This is a genomic window from Rahnella sp. NRRL B-41462, assembly GCF_003263525.1.
Classification (GTDB): Bacteria; Pseudomonadota; Gammaproteobacteria; order Enterobacterales; family Enterobacteriaceae; genus Rahnella; species Rahnella aceris.
The window spans coordinates 114,535-133,392 of the sequence record NZ_JYDF01000010.1 but is presented as its reverse complement, the minus strand read 5'-3'; the positions used below and the strand labels follow the sequence as shown (position 1 = coordinate 133,392).

General features: G+C 53.4%; 14 protein-coding genes. 9 read left to right on the top strand and 5 right to left on the bottom strand.

Annotated features, from left to right (window positions below; genetic code table 11):
* The first annotated feature begins 14 nt into the window (after positions 1-14).
* The 3 genes from deoB to yjjJ all read left to right on the top strand — a co-directional run bounded on the left by deoB (position 15) and on the right by yjjJ (position 3,560).
* On the top strand, positions 15-1,238 hold the full coding sequence (gene deoB / locus UC14_RS04080) for a phosphopentomutase (RefSeq protein WP_013577099.1): 1,224 nt from the start codon (positions 15-17) through the stop codon (positions 1,236-1,238).
* Positions 1,239-1,321: 83 nt separating this feature from the next.
* Entirely contained in the window at positions 1,322-2,041 is a 720-nt protein-coding gene (gene deoD, locus UC14_RS04075; protein ID WP_013577098.1) for a purine-nucleoside phosphorylase, read from the top strand.
* Positions 2,042-2,213: 172 nt separating this feature from the next.
* Positions 2,214-3,560: a type II toxin-antitoxin system HipA family toxin YjjJ gene (yjjJ, locus tag UC14_RS04070; protein ID WP_112197257.1), complete on the top strand. Its 1,347-nt coding sequence runs from the start codon at positions 2,214-2,216 to the stop codon at positions 3,558-3,560.
* Between the two features lies 1 nt (position 3,561).
* Here the strand turns inward: yjjJ and UC14_RS04065 are convergent, their stop codons facing one another.
* Positions 3,562-4,350: a YtjB family periplasmic protein gene (locus UC14_RS04065; RefSeq protein ID WP_013577096.1), complete on the bottom strand. Its 789-nt coding sequence runs from the start codon at positions 4,348-4,350 to the stop codon at positions 3,562-3,564.
* Positions 4,351-4,584: 234 nt separating this feature from the next.
* Between UC14_RS04065 and serB the strand changes: the two genes are divergently transcribed.
* The 5 genes from serB to UC14_RS04040 all read left to right on the top strand — a co-directional run bounded on the left by serB (position 4,585) and on the right by UC14_RS04040 (position 11,045).
* Complete coding sequence (gene serB / locus UC14_RS04060; protein WP_013577095.1) at positions 4,585-5,550, top strand: phosphoserine phosphatase; 966 nt, start codon at positions 4,585-4,587, stop codon at positions 5,548-5,550.
* A 20-nt stretch (positions 5,551-5,570) separates the two neighbouring features.
* Positions 5,571-6,953, top strand: coding sequence for a DNA repair protein RadA (radA, locus tag UC14_RS04055; protein ID WP_013577094.1), 1,383 nt, complete (start codon positions 5,571-5,573; stop codon positions 6,951-6,953).
* 72 nt (positions 6,954-7,025) lie between these two features.
* Complete coding sequence (gene nadR / locus UC14_RS04050; protein ID WP_013577093.1) at positions 7,026-8,285, top strand: multifunctional transcriptional regulator/nicotinamide-nucleotide adenylyltransferase/ribosylnicotinamide kinase NadR; 1,260 nt, start codon at positions 7,026-7,028, stop codon at positions 8,283-8,285.
* Between the two features lie 346 nt (positions 8,286-8,631).
* Complete coding sequence (locus tag UC14_RS04045; protein WP_112197256.1) at positions 8,632-10,170, top strand: DUF3300 domain-containing protein; 1,539 nt, start codon at positions 8,632-8,634, stop codon at positions 10,168-10,170.
* A 17-nt stretch (positions 10,171-10,187) separates the two neighbouring features.
* A complete protein-coding gene (locus UC14_RS04040; protein WP_112151008.1) occupies positions 10,188-11,045 on the top strand; it encodes a DUF2950 domain-containing protein in 858 nt (285 codons plus the stop codon).
* Positions 11,046-11,114: 69 nt separating this feature from the next.
* Here UC14_RS04040 and UC14_RS04035 read toward each other — a convergent pair whose 3' ends face one another.
* Positions 11,115-12,116, bottom strand: coding sequence for a zinc-binding alcohol dehydrogenase family protein (locus UC14_RS04035; RefSeq protein WP_037033476.1), 1,002 nt, complete (start codon positions 12,114-12,116; stop codon positions 11,115-11,117).
* Between the two features lie 100 nt (positions 12,117-12,216).
* On the opposite strand from UC14_RS04035, the gene UC14_RS04030 reads away from it, so the two are divergent.
* Positions 12,217-13,125, top strand: a complete 909-nt coding sequence (locus tag UC14_RS04030) for a LysR family transcriptional regulator (protein ID WP_013577089.1) — start codon at positions 12,217-12,219, stop codon at positions 13,123-13,125.
* Between the two features lie 64 nt (positions 13,126-13,189).
* On the opposite strand, the gene ettA is transcribed toward UC14_RS04030, so the two are convergent.
* The 3 genes from ettA to UC14_RS04015 all read right to left on the bottom strand — a co-directional run bounded on the left by ettA (position 13,190) and on the right by UC14_RS04015 (position 18,803).
* Entirely contained in the window at positions 13,190-14,857 is a 1,668-nt protein-coding gene (gene ettA, locus UC14_RS04025; protein WP_015690481.1) for an energy-dependent translational throttle protein EttA, read from the bottom strand.
* Positions 14,858-15,060: 203 nt separating this feature from the next.
* Entirely contained in the window at positions 15,061-15,741 is a 681-nt protein-coding gene (gene rcsA, locus UC14_RS04020; protein ID WP_013577087.1) for a transcriptional regulator RcsA, read from the bottom strand.
* Between the two features lie 323 nt (positions 15,742-16,064).
* Positions 16,065-18,803 (bottom strand): cation-transporting P-type ATPase, encoded by a 2,739-nt coding sequence (locus UC14_RS04015; protein WP_112197265.1) that lies wholly within the window; start codon positions 18,801-18,803, stop codon positions 16,065-16,067.
* Between the last annotated feature and the right edge of the window lie 55 nt (positions 18,804-18,858).

The following is an 18,858-nucleotide window of genomic DNA, read 5'->3' as shown; positions in this document are numbered from 1 at the left end:
CGCAGGAGAGCAAAATGAAACGTACATTTATCATGGTGTTAGACTCATTCGGTATCGGTGCCAGTGAAGATGCCGAGCGCTTTGGCGATGCCGGTTCTGACACGCTGGGCCATATCGCAGCTGCCTGTGCGCGTGGCGATGCGGACAAAGGCCGCAAAGGCCCTCTGAATCTGCCTAACCTGACCCGTCTGGGGCTGGCGAAAGCTGCGGAAGAATCTACCGGTAAAATTCCTGACGGCATGGACGGTAATGCTGAAATTACCGGGGCGTATGCTTATGCCAGCGAACTGTCTTCCGGTAAGGACACCCCATCAGGCCACTGGGAAATCGCCGGTGTGCCGGTTCTGTTTGACTGGGGCTACTTCAGTGACACGACCAACAGCTTCCCGCAGGAACTGCTGGATAAACTGGTTGAGCGCGCTAATCTGCCGGGTTATCTCGGCAACTGCCATTCTTCCGGTACCGTGGTACTGGATGATTTGGGCGAAGAGCACATGAAAACCGGCAAGCCGATTTTCTACACCTCAGCCGACTCCGTCTTCCAGATTGCCTGTCACGAGGAAACTTTCGGGCTGGATCGCCTGTATGAACTGTGTGAAATCGCCCGTGAAGAGCTGACTGAAGGTGGCTACAATATTGGTCGCGTGATTGCCCGTCCGTTCATCGGTGACAAAGCCGGTCACTTCGAACGTACCGGTAACCGTCATGATTTAGCGGTTGAACCACCGGCTCCGACCATCCTGAAAAAGCTGGTGGATGAGAAAGACGGCCATGTGGTGTCTGTCGGTAAAATCGCTGACATCTACGCGCAGGTTGGTATCACTAAAAAAGTGAAAGCTACCGGCCTGGATGCGTTGTTTGACGCGACGATCAAAGAGATGAAAGAAGCGGGTGACAAGACCATCGTCTTCACCAACTTTGTTGATTTCGACTCCTCTTACGGCCACCGCCGTGACGTACCAGGCTACGCTGCCGCGCTGGAACTGTTTGACCGCCGTATGCCGGAATTGCTGGAACTGGTGAAAGAAGATGACATCATCATCTTCACCGCTGACCACGGTTGTGACCCGACCTGGCGCGGCACCGACCATACCCGTGAGCACATCCCGGTCTTAATCTATGGCCCGAAAGTAAAACCAGGTTCATTAGGTCACCGTGAAACCTTCGCGGACATCGGCCAGACAGTCGCTAAATACTTCGACCTGTCACCGATGGATTACGGCAAATCCATGCTCTGATACTTTTCTTACGCGGCCAGTCTCTTATACTGGCCGCGTTTTTTATAATGAATATGACACCTCGCTGATTAAGGAATAAGAAGATGGCAACTCCACACATTAATGCTGAAATGGGCGACTTCGCTGACGTCGTGCTGATGCCGGGCGATCCGCTTCGCGCCAAGCACATCGCGGAAACTTTCCTTCAGGATGTTAAGCAGGTGAACGACGTGCGTGGCATGTTGGGTTTCACCGGCACCTATAAAGGCCGCAAAATCTCCGTGATGGGCCACGGCATGGGCATTCCTTCCTGCTCAATTTATGCCAAAGAGCTGATCACTGAATTCGGCGTGAAAAAAATCATCCGCGTGGGTTCTTGTGGTGCTGTGCGTGCCGACATCAAACTGCGCGACATCGTGATCGGCATGGGTGCCTGTACCGATTCCAAAGTGAACCGCATGCGTTTTAAAGATCACGATTACGCGGCTATTGCCGATTACGACATGGTGCGTAACGCGGCTGACGCGGCGAAAGCCAAAGGCATCAATGCCCGCGTGGGTAACATCTTCTCCGCTGACCTGTTCTACACGCCGGACCCGCAAATGTTCGACGTGATGGAAAAATACGGCATTCTGGGTGTGGAAATGGAAGCCGCTGGTATCTACGGCGTGGCTGCAGAATTCGGTGCGAAAGCACTGACCATCTGTACCGTTTCCGACCATATCCGTACGCATGAGCAAACCACTGCCGCTGAACGTCAGACAACCTTCAACGACATGATCGAAATCGCGCTGGAATCCGTTCTGCTGGGCGACAAAGAATAAATTCTGCAAATATTGCAGTCACTAAAACGGCGCCGGATGGCGCCCGTTTTGCTATGCGTTTTTTCGTATTTTTTTGCGTATTCATATTTATATCTTCAGGATATATCGATTTATTTTCATTTTTTATCTATGCTATTAGCTATGCATTTTCCTATTCATCACTGAGCCGCTCATGTCTGAACTTGTAGATTTACTGCGTCAGGGCAGTCTGACGGCAAAAGAGATCACGGAGCAACTGCACATCACCCAGTCAACGCTCTCAAGGCGGCTGACTAAAATTCCTGAGATCGTCAAAATCGGGCAAAGCCGCTCGACCCGTTATATTCTGCCGCGTCCGCTGGAAGGCCAATGGAGCTTCCCGCTTTACCAAATTAATGAGGCAGGAAATGCCGAAAAGGTCGGGACGCTATATTCCATCTGGCCGGGTGAAAGTTGTGCAGTGGAAGTTGTCAGCGGCCAGTCGCTGATTTACGACGGTCTGCCGTGGTTTATCACCGATATGCGGCCTCAGGGTTTTTTAGGTCGGGCGTGGGGACGTGATATTAACGCTGCCCTGCATTTTCCGGATGACATTAAAAGGTGGACCGAATCCCAGACGCTGGTGGCTCTCGCAAGAGCGGGGGATGAAACGGTCGGGAATTTTGTCATTGGAGAAATGGCCTATCAGCGATGGTTTCATAAACCTGAAGATATTCCCGTTCCCCGTGAAGACAAAATTCAGGTGTATGAACGGCTGGCACAGAGAAGTCTGGCAGGGGAGGAAGTCGGATCATCTGCGGGAGGCGAGCAGCCTAAATTCAGCTGCTATGCAGAACATGCAGGCCGGGACGCCTCTCAGGTTCTAGTTAAATTTTCGCCTCCGGCTGTCAATGAAAACGCCTCCCGCTGGGGCGATTTACTGCGCTCTGAAGCTCATGCGTTAAGCGTTTTGCAGGAGGCTGGCATTCCGGCGGCAACAGCCGAAATTTTTACCGGCAGAAAGGGCGAGGTTTTCCTTGAGGTCGAAAGATTTGACCGGACAGGTGAGTGCGGGCGTCGCGGGCTGGTTTCCCTTGAGGCCGTCTCTGCTGAGTTTGGCGGAGGAAACAGCAACTGGTTTTTGACCGCGCAGCGGTTACGCCAAAGCAAGGTCATTACAGCCGCTACAGTCGACAAAATTGAGCAGATTTATGCCTTCGGAAAACTGATCGCCAACAGCGATATGCACCAGGGAAATCTGTCATTTATCGATCCTGCCATTGACCCTTTAAAGCAGGCTCTTTCGATATCGCCTGTGTATGACATGCTGCCGATGGCTTTTGCACCGACCAACGCCGGTACCATGCGGCGTGAAACCTTACCCTTAACGCCCGACCCTTTAGTGTCTAAAGAAAAGTGGTTGAATGCACAGGATTGGGCGGGTGAGTTCTGGCGGAAGGTAGAAAACGATATGGCAATCAGTCCTGAATTTCGCCAACTGGCCAGCGGAATGCTGGCGCAGGTGGAAGGGTTAACATCAATTATTCAGCGGCTGGCCTGAATCACTTCGGTCTGCTGCGTTTCAGGCTGCGGTAAGCGGCTTGTGCGGCTTCTTTCGTTTGCGCTTCGGTGGCAGGTTTTGCCGGCGCGACCTCAGATTCCGGCTCGGGAATGTTCAGCACCGGCGGCGGGCCGAATTCATCCGGCTCTTCTTCCTGTTCATCATCTTCTTTCACCGGTTTGCTGGCGGTCAGCAGGAACGGAGATTGCTGCCAGCGCGAACGGCGGCCTTGCAACAGGGTGCGGGCCAGAATAATACCGACGCCCAGCGCGGCGAGCATCATCAGACGCAGCAGGTTGGTGGTGTTATCCACCTGTTTGGATTCTGTCGCCAGCACGTGCGTATCCAGCGTAATGCGTAAAAATCCGCTCGGACCGTTTTTATCTTCGATCGGCACCACAATCTGATGATTGAAGTAGCTGCCCGCACGTTTGCCATCCAGCGACAAACGGTCGCGAACCGGCACCTGTTCACCGGCATGCGCCACCAGAGAACCGTCGGACTCATAAACACTGGCGTCAAGAATGCGACTGCTATCGGTAAGCTGACTCAAAATAGTGGAAATTTGTGCGATATCAGCGCCATCATTGTCGCTGTCCATCAGTGGCGCGAGGGAAAACGCCACCTGTCTGGCGAGCGTCTGAGCAAGCTGTTCCACCTGCGTTGAACGGGCCAGTTGGTGTCCCAGACTGAAATAGGATGCGCCTTGCATCAGGATGACTAATAATGCCAGACTTATCAATACGATAGCTGCTCTGTGCAGGCGAAATTTAAGTTTGGCCTTGGCCATTCTGTTTCCTTGCGTATTTCGATGACTTTATGTTGCCAGAAGCCGCTACGATAAGGTAGCTTGATGCCAGTTTTTACCCGGCATCCTTCAAGCTGCTGCTTTCATTTATACCGGTCACTGACCCGTGTCAGTTCCCGGAGGTGCATTCAGTTGCTGCCTTGAGTCAACTGAATGATTTTGGGTAAATCGTGATATTTGTTTTTCTTAATGCCATAACGCCCTACAGGAGCCATCATGCCAAACAGTCTGACCTATTGCGATCTTCCTGCGGAGATCCACCAATGGCCGGGACTTCCCCTTTCACTGAGCGGTGACGAAGTCATGCCGCTGGATTACCGGGCGGGGCATACCGGATGGCTCCTTTATGGAAGAAAACTCGATAAGAAGAGTATTACGCTGTTCCAGCGCCGGTTAGGCCGCGCGTTGGTGATTGTGAGCGCCTGGGCAGTCGAAGGTTATCAAGTTGTGCGTCTGGCCGGTTCACTCACCGCTGATGTACAGCTTCTCGCCGAATCCTTTGAATTTGATGTTGCTCAGCTGGGGAAAGTGCCGTATCTGCGTGCGCCGGGCCTGCTGGTTATGGACATGGATTCTACCGCGATTGAGATTGAATGCATCGATGAAATTGCCAAACTGGCTGGCGTCGGTGAGCAGGTGGCTGAAGTCACTGAGCGCGCCATGCGCGGCGAACTGGATTTCGCCGCGAGTCTGCGTCAGCGTGTCGCGACACTGAAAGATGCGGATGCCAGCATTCTCCAGCAGGTGCGTGAAACCCTGCCGCTGATGCCGGGCCTGACCGTCATGGTTCAGCGTCTGCAGGAAGCGGGCTGGCATGTGGCGATTGCTTCCGGTGGTTTTACGTATTATGCCGAATACCTGCGTGATCAGCTGAATCTGGTCGACGTGGCCGCGAACGAGCTGGAAATCCGTGAAGGTAAACTGACCGGCCGTGTGATCGGGCCAATCGTCGATGCGCAATATAAAGCAGATACCCTGCTGAAACTGGCGGAAAAACTGGGTATTTCCCATGAGCAAACCGTCGCTATCGGCGACGGCGCGAATGACCTGAAAATGATGGCGGTAGCGGGCATGGGCATTGCTTATCACGCCAAACCGAAAGTCTACGAACAGGCCGCAGTATGCATCCGTCATGCCGATCTTCTTGGCGTTCTCTGCATTTTAAGTGGTAGTCAGTCTTAATCAATACAAAGAGGTAAGTTGTGGCAAAAGCAGCAAAACGTGCATTTGTGTGTAATGAATGTGGCGCAGACTATCCGCGCTGGCAAGGGCAGTGTAGTGCCTGTCAGGCCTGGAACAGCATTACTGAAATCCGTTTGGCCGCTTCTCCGACTGTAGCGCGTAATGAACGTCTCACCGGTTACGCCGGTGATGCGGGCGTCAGCCGCGTACAGAAACTTTCTGATATCAGCCTTGATGAACTTCCGCGTTTCAGCACCGGTTTTAAAGAGTTTGACCGTGTATTAGGCGGCGGCGTAGTGCCGGGCAGTGCGATTCTGATTGGTGGTAACCCCGGCGCAGGTAAAAGTACGCTGCTGCTGCAAATTCTGTGTCATCTCAGCGAAAACATGAAAACCCTGTACGTCACCGGGGAAGAATCTTTGCAGCAGGTGGCGATGCGTGCACACCGTCTGGGTCTGCCGACGGCTAACATGAATATGTTGTCGGAAACCAGCATCGAACAGATTTGCGAAATAGCGGATAAAGAACAGCCGAAACTAATGGTGATCGACTCCATTCAGGTGATGCACATGGCGGATATCCAGTCGTCGCCGGGGACGGTTGCGCAGGTGCGTGAAACGGCGGCTTACCTCACCCGTTTCGCTAAAACGCGCGGCGTGGCGATCGTCATGGTCGGCCATGTCACTAAAGACGGTTCACTGGCGGGGCCGAAAGTGCTCGAGCACTGTATCGACTGTTCCGTGCTGCTCGACGGCGATGCTGATTCGCGTTTCCGTACGCTGCGCAGCCACAAAAACCGCTTTGGTGCCGTGAACGAACTGGGCGTATTTGCCATGACCGAGCAGGGATTGCGTGAAGTCAGCAACCCGTCGGCGATTTTCCTCAGCCGTGGCGATGAAATCACCTCCGGCAGTTCCGTGATGGTGTTGTGGGAAGGGACGCGTCCGTTGCTGGTTGAGGTTCAGGCGCTGGTCGATCAGTCGATGATGGGCAATCCGCGTCGTGTGGCGGTCGGTCTGGAGCAAAATCGTCTGGCGATATTACTGGCCGTGCTGCACCGTCATGGCGGCTTGCAGATGGCGGATCAGGATGTGTTTGTTAACGTGGTCGGCGGCGTGAAAGTCACCGAAACCAGTGCTGACCTGGCGCTGCTGATGTCGCTGGTGTCCAGCCTGCGTGACCGTCCGCTGCCGCAGGATTTAGTGGTGTTCGGCGAAGTCGGGCTGGCGGGGGAAATTCGCCCGGTACCGAGCGGTCAGGAGCGGATCACCGAAGCGGCGAAGCACGGTTTTAAACGCGCCATTGTGCCGCATGCCAACGTGCCAAAAAAAGTGCCCGCCGGTATGCAGGTGTTTGGCGTCAAAAAACTGGCTGATGCGCTGGCGATCCTCGACGATTTGTAACGGTTAACCGCTGTCGCAGCTCAGTGCCTTTGTGCTATTTTTTGTTTAGTAAAAAAAACCTGAGGACAAGGCATGTCACAGTTCGACTATCTAAAAACCGCGATAAAACAACAGGGACGCACGCTGCAACAGGTGGCCGAAGCCAGCGGGATGACCAAGGGTTATCTCAGCCAGTTGTTGAATGCAAAGATAAAAAGTCCCAGCGCCCAAAAGCTCGAGGCGTTGCACCGCTTTCTGGATCTTGAGTTTCCCCGTCGCGAGAAGAATATCGGCGTGGTGTTCGGTAAGTTTTATCCGCTGCACACCGGCCATATCTATCTGATCCAGCGCGCCTGCAGTCAGGTTGATGAACTGCATATCATCATGGGCTATGACGAGCCGCGTGATCGCGAGCTGTTTGAGAACAGTTCGATGTCTCAGCAGCCTACAGTCAGCGACCGCCTGCGCTGGTTATTACAGACCTTCAAATACCAGAAAAACATCCGCATTCATGCCTTTAACGAAGAGGGGATGGAGCCGTATCCGCACGGCTGGGACGTCTGGGGCCGTGGCATTAAAGAGTTCATGAGCCAGAAAGGCATTGAACCCAATACCATTTATTCCAGCGAAGAAGCTGATGCGCCGCAGTACCGTGAACATCTGGGTATTGAAACGGTGCTGATTGACCCGAAACGCTCCTTTATGAATATCAGTGGCCGCCAGATCCGTCAGGATCCGTTCCGTTACTGGGATTATATTCCGACAGAAGTGAAGCCGTTCTTCGTGCGTACCGTGGCGATTTTAGGTGGCGAATCCAGCGGAAAATCCACGCTGGTCAACAAGTTAGCCAATATCTTCAACACTACCAGCGCCTGGGAATATGGCCGCGATTATGTTTTCTCGCATCTTGGTGGCGACGAAATGGCGCTGCAATATTCAGATTACGATAAAATCGCGCTCGGTCAGGCGCAGTACATTGATTTCGCGGTGAAATATGCCAATAAAGTGGCGTTTATTGATACCGATTTTCTGACCACGCAGGCCTTCTGCAAAAAATATGAAGGGCGTGAGCATCCGTTCGTGCAGGCGCTGATGGATGAATACCGGTTTGATCTGGTTATCTTGCTTGAAAACAATACACCGTGGGTCGCTGATGGCCTGCGTAGTCTGGGAAGTACGTCTGACCGGATGTCTTTCCAGAACCTGCTGATCGACATGCTGAAACAGAACAACGTCGATTATGTTCACGTTGAATCATCGGATTATGACCAGCGTTTTCTCGAATGTGTGGAGCTGGTGCAGAATATGCTGGCAGCAGATACCAGCCGGCTGAATGAGCCGCCTGTGAGCTGATCAACAAGCAGCAATAAGAAAGCGTGTGTTCTCCGGAATACGCGCTTTTTTATTATTCACACTATGAATATTTTATATATTATTTATCTCTCACAATTATTAATTAATTGATCTGATTATCTTTTCTGGTCATTTTATTAATTCAGTTTGTAACACTGTAAAATTAAATATCCTTATTATTCATTGGATTGTGTGTGTGCTTTTTTTAAGGCTTTTTATTGCGCATTTTATGCGTAAATCCCTGACATGAAATAAAAATACAGTGGCGGCCGTTGAGTTTTATTTATCCGATTATACTCATTCAATCTGCCTCTCATTCCCGCTGAGGCTTTCTAAGGTGATCCGAATGAATTTATCATTCAAGCCCTGGGGTATCGCAGTATTGTGCGGCGCAGGGGCATTTGCTCTGGCCAGTGTGATGTTTATACAAGGCTGGCTTCCGGTCAGCAGTCAGGCCGAAACCACGGCGCAGACTGCGCCTCCGCCTGCATCAGCCGCCGTTCCTCCGCCAGCAGCCCCGGTTCCTGCACCCGTTGCACCTGCGGCATTTACACAAGCTCAGCTCGACCAGTGGGTGGCTCCTGTTGCGCTTTATCCTGACAGCCTGCTTTCACAGGTACTCATGGCATCGACTTATCCCACTAACGTGATTCAGGCAGTACAATGGTCACGCGACCATCCGCAAAACCAGGGCGACGCTGCCGTCGCTCAGGTGGCGAATGAGCCGTGGGATCCGAGTGTGAAATCGCTGGTGGCTTTCCCGCAATTGCTGGCGCTGATGGGAGAAGATCCGGCATGGGTGCAGAATCTGGGTAACGCGTTTCTGGCACAACCGGACGACGTGATGAATACCGTGCAGAAATTCCGTCAGGTGGCACAAAGCAGCGGGGCACTGAAAAGCACGCCGCAGCAGACCGTGACAGTCAAACCTAAACCGGCGGCACAAAGCAGCTCAACCACTGTGGTGAAAAGTGCGCCTGCGCAGCAAACCATCGTGATTGAGCCAGCGGATCCTCAGGTTGTTTACGTACCGAGCTACAACCCGAATGTGGTGTATGGCGCATGGCCGACACCAGCCTATCCGCCGGTGTATCTGCCACCTCCTCCGGGACAGCAGTTTGTTAACGGTGTGGCGTCTGGCATCGGGTTTGGTGTCGGTGTGGCAGCGACTTATGCCATTTTCGGTAGTATTGACTGGGACGATGATGATCATCATCACGATGATTATGATCATCACGGTGGTTCGCAGAACAATTATGTCAATGTGAACGTCAACAATTACAACCGTATCTCGGGCAACAATAATGGGATCAACCCTGCTGGAAATGCGAATACCACGGGCTGGCAGCACAATCCGACCTACAACGCAGGGCTGCCAAATCACGGCGCAAACCTGAACGGTGCGACACAAAACCAGGTGCTGAGCAAGGCGGCGCAGCGTAATAACTATCGTGGTTTCGACAACAACGCGGTCGGGCGTAACAACGGCGGTGTGCAGAATCAAAATCTGGATCAGCGCCGTCAACAGGCGGCATCGGTGATGAATCAGCATCAGAATACGCTGCAGACACAGGGGCATACCCAGCAGCGAAACCTGCCGCATTCAGCACCGGCTGCCGGTATGCATAATCCGGCCAGTCGTCAGGTGCCGCAGCACCAGCCACTGTCTCAACACAATGCTAAGCGCCAGCCAGTACAGCAAATCAACCAGCATCAGCGGCAGAATCTTAATGCATCACGCAGCACGGCATTCAGCGGTAACTCCAGCCGCGGGCCGTCGTGGCAACAGCAGCAATCGCGGGGTAATCAGAGCCGCGAGCATATGCGGAACTTCCAGCAGTCACGCCCTGCCAATACAGAGCCAGCTCATTTGCACCGTCGCTAGACTGACGAGGAAAAGTCATGAAGAGATTGCGTAATTTTTTAATTTCCACAGGTCTGATGTTGCTGCCTTTAACCGGTTTCGCACAGCAGACGTTCACCACCCCGGAACTTGCCGCGCAGGCACTGGTAAAAGCCATTGAAGCGCACGATGATGCGTCTATGCAAAAGCTTCTCGGGAATAACTGGCAGGAGTATCTGCCGCCAAAAGAGGTGGATCCGGATGAGGTGGCGCGTTTTCTGCGTGACTGGCATATCAGCCATAAAATCGCAGAACACGGCGACACCGCACACCTGAATGTCGGGCCGGAAAACTGGCAGTTGCCGATCCCGATGAAACACACGGCGCAGGGCTGGTCATTTGATATGGCCGCCGGTGCCGCCGAAATCGAAACCCGTGCTATTGGCCGCAATGAGCTTTCCGCCATTCAGGCGGTTTCCGCTTACGCCGATGCGCAGCACGAATATCAGCAGATTGCCGGGCAATATGCTCAGCGCTTTATCAGCACGGAAGGCCAGCATGACGGCCTGTACTGGCCGGTGAAACAGGGCGAAGCGCCCAGCCCGTTAGGTCCGGCCTTTGGCAATGATCAGCCGGGATCGGATTATCACGGCTACTTTTACCGCATCCTCACCGCGCAGGGCGCAAACGCCAGCGGCGGAGCGTACAGTTACATCGAAAATGGCAAGATGACCAAAGGTTTTGCGCTGATCGCCTGGCCGGCGGTTTACGGCCATACCGGCGTAACCAGTTTTATGATCAATCAGCAGGGCGAGGTATATCAGCAGGATTTAGGCGAGCATACCGACGCTGCGGCAAAAGCGATCACGGCGTTTGACCCCGATGCCAAATGGCAAAAAGTGGACGATGGCGAATAGGGGACATACGTGAATGAAAAAGCCCCGCCATGAAAGTGACGGGGCTTTTCTTTTAAAGCGGCATCGTGCTTAGAAGGCGACGACGACTTTACCTTGCATATGGCCGTCGAGCACTTTGGCGTGGGCGGCTTCGATGCTTTCCACTGTCAGGCCAGAAAGGGTTTCACTCAGTGTGGTTTGTACTTTGCCTTCATCAACCAGCGCCGCGACCTGCTTAAGAATTTCGCCCTGTTCGGCAATATCCGGCGTGGTAAACATGCTGCGGGTGTACATCAGTTCCCAGTGCAGTGCGGCACTTTTCAGCTTCAGTTTATTCATATCCAGCGGATGTTCATTTTCAACGATGGTACAGATGTGACCCATCGGTGCGATCAGATCAGAGATCGCTTCCCAGTGACCGTCAGTGTCATTCAGGCACAGAATGAAATCCACCTGTCTGATGTCGTGTTTGGCCAGTTCACCTTTCAGATCTTTATAGTTCACGGTCAGATCCGCACCGCGATCCAGACACCATTGTGCGGATTCCGGACGCGAAGCAGTGGCAATAACTTTCACTTTGCTGCGCAGTGACGCGAACGGGATCGCAAGCGAACCCACGCCACCGGCCCCGCCGATGATCAGCAGGGTTTTATCGGCAGACGCGTCCTGGATTTTAAGGTGCTCGAACAGTGCTTCCCAGGCGGTCAGCGTGGTTAACGGCATGGCAGCGGCTTCAGCCCAGTTCAGGCTTTGCGGTTTGACGGACACAATACGTGAGTCGATCAGTTGTTCTGTCGCGTTGCTGCCGGAGCGGGTGATATCCCCGGCGTACCAGACTTCATCACCGGCTTTGAAGTTTTTCACTGCGCTGCCGACGGATTTGACGATGCCGCTGGCATCCCAGCCCAGCACTTTTGGCGCGTCCAGACCGCTTTTTTGCACGCCTTTATGCACTTTGGTATCGACCGGATTGATCGACACGGCTTTCACTTCCACCAGCAGGTCGTAATCCTTCGCGACGGGTTGTGGCAATTCAACAGCAATAAAATGGGCCGGATCTTTCGGGTTTACGGCAATAGCTTTGATTGTCATGTTCTCTCTCTCCGTTAGGTATAGAGACAGTCTAGTCCTCCGGCGGGAAGCTGATAAGATGGACAATAACTAACAAAGTGTTCGTCTGAGGTGAACAATCATGTTTAAGCAGTTGCAGGATATGGCACTGTTTGCGCTGGTGGCGGAGTGTGGCAGCTTCACACAGGCCGCAAGCCGCGCAGGATTGCCCAAATCGAGTGTCAGTCATCGCATCAGCCAGCTGGAGAAGTCCGTCGGCCTGCGATTGCTGAACCGCACGACGCGACAGCTTAATCTGACGTTCGCCGGTGAACGCTACCTGATCCACTGTCAGGAGATGATGCAGGCCAGCGAACGGGCAGAACTGGCCATCCGCCGTTTACGCGATAACCCGAGCGGACGGCTGCGGATCACCAGTCCGGCGGGGCTCGGCGCGACGTTGCTGGCGCGCATGAACGTTGAGTTTCAGAAGCGTTATCCCGATGTGTCGTTGGAAGTCTCCGTTTCCGATGCGCTGGTCGATCTGGTGCAGGAAGGGTTTGATATCGCGCTGCGTACGGGTAAACCACAGGATTCCTCGCTGATTGGCCGCGAACTGGGGCACAGCCCGCGTTACCTGCTGGCTTCGCCGGCGTATCTGGCGCAGCACCCGTCGCTGGATTCGCCGCAGCAACTGGCGTCGCATCACTGTATCGCGCACCGGGCGTGGTCGGAATGGGTGCTACATCGCGGCGACACCTGGCACCGCTGGCTGCTGCCTGCGGCGCATACCACCGACAATTTGTTGTATGCGCGGGAATGCGCGCTGGCAGGCGCAGGTATCACGCTGTTACCGGCATTTTTATGCCATGACGAAGTGGCGAAAGGCACACTGGTGCGCGTCTTACCGGAATGGGAAGCGGAAGGGAATGATCTGTATCTGGTCTATCCGGGACGAAAACTGAATTCTCCGGCACTGGCCTGTTTTATTGAGTTTATGCTGGAAGAATATGGCTTTGCGAAGAGTTACAGCGAGGCGCTGGCAGGCTAGATTTCAGTGAATTGGAGGCATAAAAAAGGCCCGTTTCCGGGCCTTATATTCAGGCGAAAGACGATTACTTGATCATCTTTTTGTACTTGATGCGCTTCGGTTCTAACGCTTCAGCACCTAAAGTACGTTTTTTGTATTCTTCGTATTCGGTGAAGTTACCTTCGAAGAATTCGACTTTACCTTCATCCTGATAATCGAGGATGTGCGTCGCGATACGGTCGAGGAACCAGCGGTCATGGGAAATGACCATCGCGCAGCCAGGGAACTCCAGCAAGGCGTTTTCCAGTGCGCGCAAGGTTTCGATGTCGAGGTCATTGGTCGGTTCATCGAGCAGCAACATGTTACCGCCAACCTGCAACAGTTTTGCCAGATGCAGACGACCACGTTCACCACCGGACAACTCGCCAACGCGTTTGCCCTGATCAACACCTTTGAAGTTGAAGCGGCCCACATAGGCGCGGCTTGGCATTTCAGTGGTGCCGATGCGCATGATGTCCTGACCACCGGACACTTCTTCCCATACGGTTTTGCTGTTATCCATGGAATCACGGAACTGATCCACAGAGGCCAGTTTCACGGTGTCACCCAGCTCGATGGTGCCGCCGTTCGCTTCTTCCTGACCTGACATCATACGGAACAGCGTGGATTTACCGGCACCATTCGGGCCGATAATGCCGACGATTGCGCCTTTCGGCACGGAGAAGGACAGGTCGTCGATCAGAACGCGATCACCGTAAGACTTGCTCAGGTTTTTCACGTCGACAACTTTGTCGCCCAGGCGCGGACCCGGTGGAATGAACAGTTCGTTGGTTTCGTTACGTTTCTGGTATTCGGTGTTATTCAGCTCTTCAAAGCGTGCCAGACGTGCCTTGCCTTTAGACTGACGGCCTTTCGCGCCCTGACGAACCCACTCCAGCTCTTTCTCAATAGACTTACGACGGGCCGCTTCAGAAGACGCTTCCTGCGCCAGACGAGCATCTTTTTGTTCCAGCCAGGTGGAGTAGTTACCTTCCCACGGAATACCTTCACCGCGGTCAAGTTCCAGGATCCAGCCTGCCACGTTATCGAGGAAGTAACGGTCATGGGTAATCGCCACAACGGTGCCTTCGAAGTCATGCAGGAAGCGTTCCAGCCATGCCACGGATTCGGCATCCAGGTGGTTGGTCGGTTCGTCGAGCAGCAGCATGTCCGGCTTTTCGAGCAGCAGGCGGCAAAGTGCCACACGGCGGCGTTCACCACCGGACAGGTTTGCCACTTTCGCATCCCAGTCCGGCAGACGCAGCGCATCGGCGGCACGTTCGAGCTGGCTGTTCAGGTTATGGCCATCATGTGCCTGAATGATTTCTTCCAGCTTGCCCTGTTCGGCCGCCAGTTTGTCGAAATCAGCGTCCGGTTCGGCGTACAGCGCATACACTTCATCGAGACGTTTTAACGCGCCAACGACTTCAGAAACGGCTTCTTCCACGGACTCACGCACGGTGTGTTCCATGTTCAGTTGCGGTTCCTGCGGCAGATAACCGATTTTCAGATCTGGCTGCGGACGTGCTTCACCTTCGATGTCAGTATCGATCCCGGCCATGATGCGCAGCAGCGTGGATTTACCTGAACCGTTCAGACCCAGAACACCGATTTTGGCGCCAGGGAAGAAACTCAGGGAGATGTTCTTAAGAATATGACGCTTCGGCGGAACAACTTTGCCGAGACGATGCATGGAATATACGTATTGAGCCACGTTGTTTTGAGCCTCTTTCTCTGCGGGCCGCGCGCTGTCTGCGAAGGGCAGGCGCTGCGGCAAATTAAAGCCAGCCCCGCCTGATTGCGGCATGACTGATAAGGGTTCCGACTGCGAAGTTTAGCGTGTTTCAGTCGGGTTCCCAACCATCAGGTTCACAGTAAGGCAAGAATGTTGCTGGCGGGCGGCAGGTGGCGGAGAAATCAGCCGAACGGAATGGTGAATTCATCCGTTTCGCGGTCCGGGCGCAGTGGCTGAGTACGCCCGACAAACATCCCGGATGTCAGAATGTCGGTGAGTTTAACAACATGATAAATAGCCTGTTTATTCTGAGTTTTTACTTTGCGCTTGATATTGCCTTTGTGTGACGCCACCGTTTTTTGCTTGATATTCAGGTGCTGAGAAATGTTTTGCGTGTTCAGCCCCGACATCCACATTTTCAGAATACTGGATTCAGTCCGGCTCAGGCTGACCGGCGTGAGATCCAGCGGTTGTTCCGTTTCTGCCGAGCGCGCCAGCAGCAGGTTATGGGCAATCAACTGATAAATAGTGGCTGTCCGGATGGATTTTGACAAAATAATGATGTTTTTACGGATCGGCACATAGTTCTGATAATTCAGGTTTTCCTTGGAAATGAAAACAAAAAAAAGCGTACCGGGATGCGCGTCGATCACCTCCCGCAGAACGTGACCTGATTGCGCATCAGACGTAAAGCAATCTTCATTCACGAAGATGATTTCAGGCGTCAGGGAATTGCACGTCGCTTGCAGTTCGTCGATGTCCTTAAGCGAAAGAATATCTTTCGGATGTTGTCCGTTTAATTGCAATAGCGAATGCAATGCCAGCTGTGTGTAATAGCACTTATCTACAATGAGCGATGACATTGTGTGTTACCTGTTTGTTGGCCTTTGTTTGACTGCGGTACAGCCAGAGAGCTCGTTTTTATAAAACTGATCGTATAGCGATGGGGCATTCCCGTAAAAGTTGCCGGACGCTGGCAAAACTAACATTGCTGTGAGAAGGGATGCCCCTGGAGAGAGTAATAAGGCGGTAAAGAATTGATGTAAATCAGCAGAATGGGCTTTGGGACGTTTTGTGAGATCTTTGAGACGAATTGAGCGGGGAAAAGACTAAAGTTTCAGAATTGTGACGTTTTTTATGTGAAAAAGCCAGGTTACACAAGGTAACCCGGCATAAGCATAAATCGTCAGACTTTCTTGCGGATGAAGCGGTTAACCAGCCATTTCTCGATTTCGACGATCACGAAGATCATCGCGCCAACCACCAGCGTGATCCCCCAGAATTTCAGTGGCATCGGCACGGTGCCAAACAACTGGTTCATGACTGGCAGATAAATCAACGCCAGTTGCAGGAGCAGTAAGACACCGGAAACAATCCATAACCCTTTGTTGACGAACACTTCGCGCGTCAGCGGGAAACGGTCCATTACGCGGCAGTTAAACATATACACCCACTGCGCGGTGACCAGCGTCTGTAACAGCACGGTACGGATCAAATCGCTGCTGTAACCACGCGGTTGCATCCAGGCTTCCAGCACAAAGGCACTGCAGGCAATCAGAATACCCACGAAGGCGATACGCCAGACAGCATGCAGGTCGAGAACGTGCTGACCCGGCGCGCGCGGACGGCGCCTCATCATGCCTTTCTCACCCGGCTCAAAGGCCAGACCGAAGGACAGCGTGGTCGACGTCGCCATGTTCATCCACAAGATCTGAACCGGCGTTAGCGGGATGACTGCCCCGGCCAGAATGGCCAGGATAATCAGTAGTCCCTGCGCGAGGTTAGTCGGCAGAATAAACAGAATGGTTTTCTTCAGGTTGTCGTAAACGCGACGACCTTCCCTGACCGCGCTGGCGATGGTCGCGAAGTTGTCATCGGTCAGCACCATGTCAGCGGCTTCTTTGGTAACTTCGGTGCCTTTGATCCCCATCGCGATACCGACGTCAGCCTGTTTCAACGCGGGCGCATCGTTGACACCGTCACCGGTCATTCCGACCACTTCACCGTCATCCTGTAACGCTTTTACCAGCCGTAATTTATGCTCGGGACTGGTACGGGCGAAAATATCATACTGGCTGGCGGCAGCGGCCAGTTCTGCATCATCCATATGCTCGAGCTGGTAACCGGTGATGGAATCACTGCTGTTGCCAATCCCTAACATTTTGCCGATGGCCATCGCGGTTTCCTGATGGTCGCCGGTGATCATCTTCACGCGGATCCCGGCCTGCTGACACTGGGCAATCGCATCAATGGCTTCCGGGCGAGGGGGATCCATCATGCCAGCGATACCGACAAAAATCAGACCCTGTTGCAGATGGCTATGGTTCAGGTCGCCACCGATTTCCGGCTCATCTTTCAATGCCGCAGCGACCATGCGCAGACCCTGACGGGCATAGCGCGCCATCTCTTCTTCCCAGTATTCCCGGCGGAAAGGCTGCACGCCGTTTTCGGTCAGTTCAAACGAGGCTAAAGAGAACAGTACGTCCGGTGCGCCGGTCACGAACAACCGGGTTTTGCCGTTGATGCGTTGCAGTGTCGACATGTATTTGTGTTTGGAATCGAACGGGATTTTATCCAGCGGCTCGACTTTGCCGGTATTCAGGTTTGATTTCGCCGCCAGCACTTTCAGTGCGCCGGAAGTCGGCCCGCCGGTAATGCCCCAGTGGCCTTTATCGTCCTGCATCAGTTGGCTGTCGTTGCATAAATCAACTGTAGTGATGAAGGTATTGAGCACCGGTGTATGAGTGACATCAATCTGTTGCCGGGTTTGTGCGTCAACAATCCGGCCTTTAGGCTGATAGCTTTCGCCTTCAACCTGATAAGCGCGGTCTGCCAGAATGACGGCTTTCACAGTCATTTCATTCATGGTCAGCGTGCCGGTTTTATCCGAGCAGATAACCGTCATGGAGCCGAGTGTTTCGACTGTCGGCAGCTTGCGGATAATGGCGTGATTACGCGCCATCGACTGCACGCCAAGGGAGAGAATAATCGAGATAATCGCCGGTAAACCTTCGGGAACCGAAGCCACGGCCAGGCTAATCAGCGACAACAGCAGTTCGCCCAATGGCATATCGCGCAGGATAAAGGCGAAGACAAACAGGAACGCCATCATCAGCAGAATCAGGGCGAAAATGCCTTTGCCCAGTTTGTCGATTTGCTGCAACAGCGGGGTGCGCTGCGGCGTAATCGACGACATCATCTGGTTGATGTGACCCAGTTCGGTGTCTTTACCTGTGGCATAAACCACACCGGTTGCGGTGCCGCCACTGATCATGGTGCCGGAGAACAGCAGGTTGTGGCGGTCGCCGATCATGACTTCATCGTCAATGACCTGTGCGTTTTTCACCACCACGGTGGATTCACCGGTCAGAATGGCTTCTTCGACCTGCAGGTTATGCGCGCTGACAATGCGCAAGTCCGCCGGGATTTTATCTCCCGGGCGCAACTGCACGATATCACCGGGCACCAGCTGGTCGGCATTGATGGTTTGTATCTGTCCGTCACGCATGACAACTGCCTGACTTGACAGCATATTCTGAATGCTTTTCAGCGATTTCTCAGCGCTGTTTTCCTGCAAAAAACCGATCAGCGCATTGATGACGGCCACGCCCAAAATCACCAGCGTGTCCACCCAGTGTCCCATGGCACCGGTGACGATGGCAGCCGCGAGCAGGATATAAATCAGGACATCATTGAAGTGCGCCAGAAAACGCATCAGGGCGCTTTTGGCGGCTTTTTCCGGTAAGGCGTTCGGGCCATATTCTTTCAGACGCTCGCTGGCATCGTGCCGGGTCAGGCCATTCTCGCCAGTTCCCAGACGCTGCATGGCGTCGTTACCACTAATCTGATACCAGTTTTTGTTTTCTGTCGCGACAGAAGAAGAGGGGCTGGCATTCGTTTTTACAGATGAAGTTGAGTGAGTCATATACTTTTCCATAAGCCATGAACTGCGCTGCTATTAATATTTCAATCCTGACGGC